Source organism: Pseudomonas sp. EGD-AK9 (genome assembly GCF_000465935.2).
Lineage (GTDB): Bacteria > Pseudomonadota > Gammaproteobacteria > Pseudomonadales > Pseudomonadaceae > Aquipseudomonas.
Map to the genome: position 1 here is coordinate 1 of NZ_AVOF01000168.1, position 7140 is coordinate 7140.

Here is a 7140-nt window from a genome sequence, read left to right on the forward strand (position 1 = left end):
CCCATGGCCCTGGTGATCGCGCTGTGCGGCGCCGGGACCTGCGCCTTCGCCTGGCGGAGTCGGCACTATGCCGGTTGATAAGAGGGGCGTCGGTGCGGGCTACCCCCTCTCCCCGGACGGGCGAATGGGTAGATCGACGTATCGACAGCTACCGCGCGTATGGCCTGAATAGAAAAACGCCCCCGCAATAACTGCGGGGGCGGCGCGTGGGATAAGGCTCGTCCGTGATGCGGGTTACGCGCGATCAACCATGCGGGGCCGTGCCCGTATCGGCGTTCCAGCCGCCGCCAAGGGCCTTGTACAGTTCCACTTCGCTGGCGAGCTGGGCCAGGCGGTCGCCGATCAGTTGCTGGCGCACGCTGAACAGCTGGCGCTGGGCGTCGAGCAGGGTCAGGTAGCTGTCGACCCCGGTGCGGTAGCGGCGTTCGGCCAGTTGGTAGTAGGTCTCGGTGGTGTCCAGCAGGGCGCGCTGGGCCGCCAGCTGCTCGCGGTAGGTGGTGCGGGCGGCGAGGCGGTCGGCGACTTCCTGGAAGGCGACCTGGATGGCCTTCTCGTACTGCGCCACTTGGATGTCGTTCTGCAGCTCGGCGTAGTCGAGGTTGGCGCGCAGGCGCCCGGCGTTGAAGATCGGCAGGCTGATGCTGGGCTGGAACAGCCAGGTGCCGGAGCCGCCGTCGAACAGCCCGGACAGCTGGCTGCTGGCGGTGCCGGCATTGGCGGTGAGGCTGACGCTGGGGAAGAAGGCCGCGCGCGCCGCGCCGATATTGGCGTTGGCCGCCTTGAGCTGGTGCTCGGCCTGCAGCAGGTCGGGGCGCCGTTGCAGCAGATCCGACGGCAGCCCGGCCGGCACGCTCTCGAGCAGCTCGGCGTCCAGCGCCAGGCCCTGCGGCAGGTCGTCCGGCAGGCCGGTGCCGAGCAGCTGGGTCAGGGCGTTGCGATCCTGCGCCACCAGGCGCTGGTACTGCGCCAGGCTCACCCGCGCGCTGTCCACCGCGCTGCGCGCCTGGCTCAGGGCCAGGGCGTCGGCGACGCCGACGTCGAAGCTGCGCTGGGTCAGGCGGTAGCTGTCTTCGTAGGTCGCTAGCGTGTCCCGGGTCAGCTGCAGCAGGGCCAGATCGGCCTGCCATTGCAGGTAGGCGCTGGCGACGCTGGCCACCAGGCTGATCTGGGTGCTGCGCGCCGCCTGTTCGGTGGCCAGGTACTGTTCCAGCGCCTGCTCGTTGAGGCTGCGGATGCGGCCGAAGAAATCCAGCTCCCAGGCATTCACCCCCAGGGTCGCGCTGTACTGGCCGCCGGTGCTGGCCGCGCCGTTCTGGCTGAGGTCGGCCGGTAGGCGCTGGCGGGTGCCGCTGCCAACGGCAGAGACAGAAGGCAGCAGCTCGCTGCGCTGGATGCGGTACAGCGCGCGGTAGGCCTCGACGTTGAGTGCGGCCACGCGCAGGTCGCGGTTGTTTTCCAGCGCCAGCTGCACCAGCTGCTGCAGCGCCGGGTCGCGGAAAAACTCGCGCCACTGCAGGTCGGCGGCGGCGCGTTCGCCTTCGGCCGCGGCGCTGCCATAGGCCTCGCCCTGCGGCCAGTCGGCGGCCAGTGGGGCGTCCGGGCGCTGGTAATCGGGAATCAGGCTGCAGCCGCCGAGCAGGGCGGCGGTCACGGCCAGGGTCAACAGGGACTGCCTCACTGCAGCGCCTCCTTTTCGGTTTCGCCGGCCGGCTCGGTTTTCTTCTTCTCGAACAGCGAGCAGACCAGCACGTAGAACAGCGGAATCCAGAAGATCGCCAGCACCAGCGCGCTGAGCATGCCGCCGATCACCCCGGTGCCGATGGCGTGCTTGCTGCCGGCACCGGCGCCACTGGCGATGGCCAGCGGCAGCACGCCGAGGATGAACGCCAGCGAGGTCATGACGATCGGGCGCAGACGCATGCGGCAGGCCTCGATGGCCGCCTCGGTGAAGCTCATGCCCTGCTCGTACTGGGCTTTGGCGAACTCGACGATGAGGATCGCGTTGCGCGCCGACAGGCCGATGGTGGTGAGCAGGCCGACCTGGAAGAACACGTCGTTGGACAGCCCGCGGCCGTAGGTGGCCAGCAGCGCGCCGATGATCCCCAGCGGCACCACCAGCATCACCGAGAACGGGATCGACCAGCTCTCGTACAGCGCCGCCAGGCACAGAAACACCACCAGCAGCGACAGGGCATACAGCGCCGGGGCCTGCGAGCCGGACAGGCGTTCCTCGTAGGACAGCCCGGTCCAGGCGTAGCCGACGCCTTCGGGCAGCTGCTTGGCGATTTCCTCCACCGCGGCCATGGCGTCGCCCGAGCTGAAGCCGGGCGCCGGCGCGCCGAGGATTTCCACCGCCGACACGCCGTTGTAGCGGCTCAGCTTGGGCGGGCCGTAGGTCCACTCGCCGCTGGCGAAGGCGCTGAACGGCACCATCTGCCCGGCGGCGTTGCGCACGTACCACTTGTTCAGGTCTTCCGGGCTCATGCGCGCCGAGGACACGCCCTGCAGGTAGACCTTCTTCACCCGGCCGCGGTCGATGAAGTCGTTGACGTAGCTGGCGCCCCAGGCGATCGACAGGGTGTTGTTGATGTCCGCCAGCGACAGGCCGAGGGCGCTGGCCTTCTCGTCGTCGATCAGCAGCTGGTACTGCGGCTCGTCGCGCAGGCCGTTGGCGCGCACGCTGGTCAGCGTCGGGTGCTGGTTGGCCAGCTGGAGGAACTGGTCGCGCGCCTGGTTGAGCACCTCGTGGCCGACGCCGGCCTGATCCTGGAGGAACAGGTTGAAGCCGGTGGCGTTGCCCAGCTCCATCACCGCCGGCGGGGCGAAGGCGAACACCATGGCGTCGCGGAAGCTGAAGAAGTGCTGCTGCGCGCGCTGCGCCAGGGCGGCCACGCCGTTCTCCGCGCCGGGCCGTTCACCCCAGGGCTTGAGCATGATGAAGGCCATGCCCGAGCTCTGCCCGCGACCGGCGAAGTTGAAGCCGGTGACGGTGAACACCGATTTCACCGTGCTGCTTTCCTCGTCCAGCAGGTACTGGCGCATCTCGTCGACCACCGCCTGGGTGCGCTCGGCGCTGGAGCCGGCCGGGGTCTGCACCTGGGCGAACAGCACGCCCTGGTCTTCCTCGGGGAGGAAGGCGGTGGGAATGCGGGTGAACATAAAGGCCATCACAGCGACGATGGCGAGGTACAGCACGAGGTACGGCGCCTTGCGCTTGAGCATGGCGGTCACGCCGCGCTGGTAGGCGTCCGAGCTGCGCTCGAACTTGCGGTTGAACCAGCCGAAGAACCCCTTCTTCTCGTGGTGCTCGCCCTTGGCGATGGGCTTGAGCAGGGTCGCGCACAGCGCCGGGGTGAAGATCAGTGCCACCAGCACCGACAGGGCCATGGCCGAGACGATGGTGATGGAGAACTGCCGGTAGATCACCCCGGTGGAGCCGCCGAAGAAGGCCATCGGCAGGAACACCGCCGACAGCACCAGGGCGATGCCCACCAGCGCGCCCTGGATCTGGCCCATCGACTTGCGCGTGGCCTCCAGCGGCGACAGGCCTTCCTCGCGCATCACCCGCTCGACGTTTTCCACCACCACGATGGCGTCGTCCACCAGCAGGCCGATGGCCAGGACCATGGCGAACATGGTCAGGGTGTTGATGGAGAAGCCGAACGCCGCCAGCACGCCGAAGGTGCCGAGCAGCACCACCGGCACCGCCAGGGTGGGGATGATGGTGGCGCGCAGGTTCTGCAGGAACAGGAACATCACCAGGAACACCAGGACGATGGCCTCGAACAGGGTGTGCACCACCCCCTCGATGGAGGCCGAGATCACCGGCGTGGTGTCGTAGGGGAAGACCACCTCCATGCCCGCGGGGAAGAACGGTTCCAGCGTGGCGATGGTCTCGCGCACCGCCTTGGCGGTGTCCAGGGCGTTGGCGCCGGTGGCCAGCTTGACCGCCAGGCCGGAGGCCGGCATGCCGTTGAACTGCGCGCTGATGGCGTAGTTCTCGCCGCCCAGCTCGACCTTGGCGACGTCGCCCAGGCGCACCTGGGAACCATCGGTCTCGACCTTGAGGAGGATGTTGCGGAACTCCTCGGGGGTCTGCAGGCGGGTCTTGCCGATGATGGTGGCGTTGAGCTGGTTGCCCGGCGAGGCGGGCAGGCCGCCGAACTGACCGGAGGAAATCTGCACGTTCTGCGCCTGGATCGCGTTGCGCACGTCCACCGGGGTCAGCTGGAAGGCGTTGAGCTTGGCCGGGTCGAGCCAGATGCGCATGGCGTACTGCGCGCCGAACACCTGGAAGTCGCCGACGCCCTTGGTCCGCGAGATCGGGTCCTGCAGGTTGGAGACGATGTAGTTGGCCAGGTCGTCCTTGCTCATGCTGCCGTCGGTGGAGACCACGCCGATCACCAGCAGGAAGTTCTTCACCGCCTTGGTCACGCGGATGCCCTGCTGCTGCACTTCCTGCGGCAGCAGCGGAGTGGCCAGCTGCAGCTTGTTCTGCACCTGCACCTGGGCGATGTCCGGGTTGACCCCCTGCTCGAAGGTCACGGTGATTTCCATGCTGCCGTCGGAGTTGCTCGACGAGCTGATGTAGCGCAGCCCGTCGATGCCATTGAGCTGCTGCTCGATCACCTGCACCACGGTGTCCTGCACCGTCTGCGCCGAGGCGCCGGGGTAGCTGACGCTGATGCCCACCGCGGGCGCGGCGATGCTCGGGTACTGGTTGATCGGCAGCTTGAGGATGGACAGGCCGCCGGCCAGCATGATCACCAGGGCGATGACCCAGGCGAAGATCGGCCGGTCGATAAAGAATCTGGACATTCAGTGGCGCTCCGTTAGCCCTTGCCGTTGCCCGGGGCGGCGTCCTGCGCCACCTCGTCGGCCTTGATATTGCGCGCCGGCACGGTCTTGACCTGGGTGCCGGGCTGGATGAACTGCAGGCCCTCGGTGATCAGGCGGTCGCCCTCGGCCAGGCCTTCCTCGACCAGCCAGGCGTTGCCGGCGGTGCGCTCGGCCTTGAGCAGGCGCTGCTCGACCTTGCCTTCGGCGTCCACCACCAGCGCCACCGGCTCGCCCTTGAGGTTGCGCGTCACGCCCTGCTGCGGGGCGAGGATGGCGTCGCGCTTGACCCCTGAGAGCAGCTCGGCATGCACGAACATGCCCGGCAGCAGCAGGTGGTCGGGGTTGGGGAACACCGCGCGCAGGGTCACCGAGCCGGTGCCTTCGTCCACCGCCACCTCGGAGAACTCCAGGCTGCCCTCGTGGGCGTAGCGGCTGCCGTCCTCCAGTTTCAGCGCGACCCTGGCGCCGCCGTCGCCGGCCTTCTGCAGCTGGCCGCTGGCCAGGTCGCGGCGCAGGCGCAGCAGCTCCTTGCTCGACTGGGTGACGTCGACGTAGATCGGGTCGAGCTGCTGGATGGTGGCCAGGGCGGCGCTCTGGCCGTTGCTCACCAGGGCGCCCTCGCTGGCTGCGGATCGGCCGATGCGGCCGCCGATCGGCGCCAGCACCTTGGTGTAGCGCAGGTCGATGCGCGCCTGCTCCAGCGCCGCCTCGGCCTGCAGGCTGGCGGCGCGCGCCTCGTCGTAGGCCTGCTGGCTGACGGCCTGGTCGGCCACCAGCAGCTTGTAGCGCTCGGCCAGCGCGCTGGCCGACAGCAGGGTGGCCTGGGCGCTCTTGAAGCTGGCCTGATAGCTGGCCGCATCGATCTGGTACAGCTGCTGACCGGCCTTGACCTCGCTGCCCTCGGTGAACAGGCGCTTCTGGATGATGCCGGCCACCTGCGGGCGCACCTCGGCGATGCGGTAGGCGCTGGTGCGGCCCGGCAGTTCGCTGGTCAGGGCGTAGGGTTGCGCTTGCAGCGTCACCACCCCGACTTCGGGGGCCTGTTGGGTCTGCGGGGCGCTGGCTTCCTGGCAGCCGGAGAGGCTGAGCAGGGCCGCAGCAATGGCGGAAACCATGACGGCGAAGGCTGGCTTCGTGTGCATCTGAGGTGACCTCGTTTGTCGAATCTGGTGCCCGAAGGGGCGGGGAGGGCAGTAACTGAGAACCAATGGCGGCGAATATACTTACGTACGTGAATGTTTGTAAATGCCTAAAACTGCCTTCATACTCCAGCCCGGCGCTCTAGCGAGCGGCTATTGGGCGATACAGGTAGGCGCGGAAAATGGTCAGACGAACCAAAGAAGAAGCCGAGGCGACGCGGGTGCAGATACTCGATGCCGCCGAACGGGTGTTCCACGCCCAGGGCGTTTCGCGCGCCTCGTTGGCGGAAGTGGCCAAGGCCGCCGGGGTCAGCCGCGGCGCCATCTACTGGCATTTCGACAACAAGCTGGACCTGTTCCAGGCCATGCTCGAACGCCTGCGTCTGCCGCTGGAAGAACTGGCCCGGGCCAGCGAGAGCGAGGACGAGCCGGACCCGCTGGGCTGCATGCGCGAACTGCTGGTCAAGGCCCTTACCCGCCTGGCGCAGGACGCGCAGAGCCGGCGCATCCACGACATCCTGCGTTACAAATGCGAGTACACCGGCGAGCTGGTCGGCCTGCGCGAACGCCTGCAGGCGCTCAGCGCCGAGTGCGACCAGCGCATCGCCAGGGCCCTGGGCAACGCGGTGAGCCGCGGCCAGTTGCCGGCGCAGCTGGATTGCCGGCGCGCGGCGGTGTGCCTGCACGCCTACATGGAAGGGGTGGAAGCCAACTGGCTGCTGGTGCCCGATTTCGACCTGGCCGCGCAGGCGCCGGCGCTGGTGGACGCGGTGCTGGACATGCTGCGCAGCAGCCCGGCATTGCGCAGCCCGGCCTAGGCTGCTTCAGCTCGCCTGGCTGTGCTGCCGCCAGGGCAGGGCATGTGGCGCGCGCAGGCGCGCCTCGAGGGTGGCGACGAACTGGCGGGCCTCGCCTTCGCTGCGAAAGCTCACGCTGTGTTGATCCAGACGTACCTGCCAGAGGGTCTGGCCGGTCTTGTTCAGCGGCTGAATGAGGATGTTCATGCTGCACCACCTCTTGGGGGGAGCAGCAATCTTAGTCCGCCGGCGTGGCAGTTTCCTGACCTGGATCAAGCAGCCGACCATCGGCGCGCAGGCTGCCGTGCAGGCCGTGGCGCGGTTCGCTGCCGGTGGCCAGGCGCAGACTCACCGGCAGCGGTTCG

Annotated in this window: 5 protein-coding genes; 1 reads left to right on the top strand and 4 read right to left on the bottom strand. The window is 68.4% G+C overall.

Features of this window, described 5'->3' with window-relative positions; translation table 11 throughout:
• Positions 1-244: 244 nt before the first annotated feature.
• Genes adeC through N878_RS09370 form a run of 3 tightly spaced genes read right to left on the bottom strand, consistent with a single transcriptional unit; the run spans position 245 to position 5981 of the window.
• Positions 245-1678 carry an AdeC/AdeK/OprM family multidrug efflux complex outer membrane factor gene (gene adeC / locus N878_RS09360; RefSeq protein ID WP_021443404.1) on the bottom strand — a complete coding sequence of 478 codons (1434 nt, stop codon included), beginning with the start codon at positions 1676-1678 and terminating at the stop codon, positions 245-247.
• Entirely contained in the window at positions 1675-4818 is a 3144-nt protein-coding gene (locus N878_RS09365; RefSeq protein WP_021443405.1) for an efflux RND transporter permease subunit, read from the bottom strand. The genes adeC and N878_RS09365 overlap by 4 nt, the downstream gene beginning before the upstream one ends.
• A 14-nt stretch (positions 4819-4832) precedes the next feature.
• The gene (locus N878_RS09370; RefSeq protein WP_021443406.1) at positions 4833-5981 is read right to left on the bottom strand and encodes an efflux RND transporter periplasmic adaptor subunit; all 1149 of its coding nucleotides are present in this window, start codon (positions 5979-5981) and stop codon (positions 4833-4835) included.
• 179 nt (positions 5982-6160) lie between these two features.
• On the opposite strand from N878_RS09370, the gene N878_RS09375 reads away from it, so the two are divergent.
• Entirely contained in the window at positions 6161-6796 is a 636-nt protein-coding gene (locus N878_RS09375) for a TetR family transcriptional regulator (RefSeq protein WP_031302949.1), read from the top strand.
• Between the two features lie 6 nt (positions 6797-6802).
• Here N878_RS09375 and N878_RS09380 read toward each other — a convergent pair whose 3' ends face one another.
• On the bottom strand, positions 6803-6982 hold the full coding sequence (locus tag N878_RS09380; RefSeq protein ID WP_021443408.1) for a hypothetical protein: 180 nt from the start codon (positions 6980-6982) through the stop codon (positions 6803-6805).
• Positions 6983-7140: the final 158 nt, after the last annotated feature.

Bases quoted from the DNA above. Each gene is read 5' to 3' on its own strand.
- N878_RS09365 (WP_021443405.1), bottom strand. From the start codon at position 4,818: ATGTCCAGATTCTTTATCGACCGGCCGATCTTCGCCTGGGTCATCGCC.
- N878_RS09370 (WP_021443406.1), bottom strand. From the start codon at position 5,981: ATGCACACGAAGCCAGCCTTCGCCGTCATGGTTTCCGCCATTGCTGCG.
- N878_RS09375 (WP_031302949.1), top strand. From the start codon at position 6,161: ATGGTCAGACGAACCAAAGAAGAAGCCGAGGCGACGCGGGTGCAGATA.
- N878_RS09380 (WP_021443408.1), bottom strand. From the start codon at position 6,982: ATGAACATCCTCATTCAGCCGCTGAACAAGACCGGCCAGACCCTCTGG.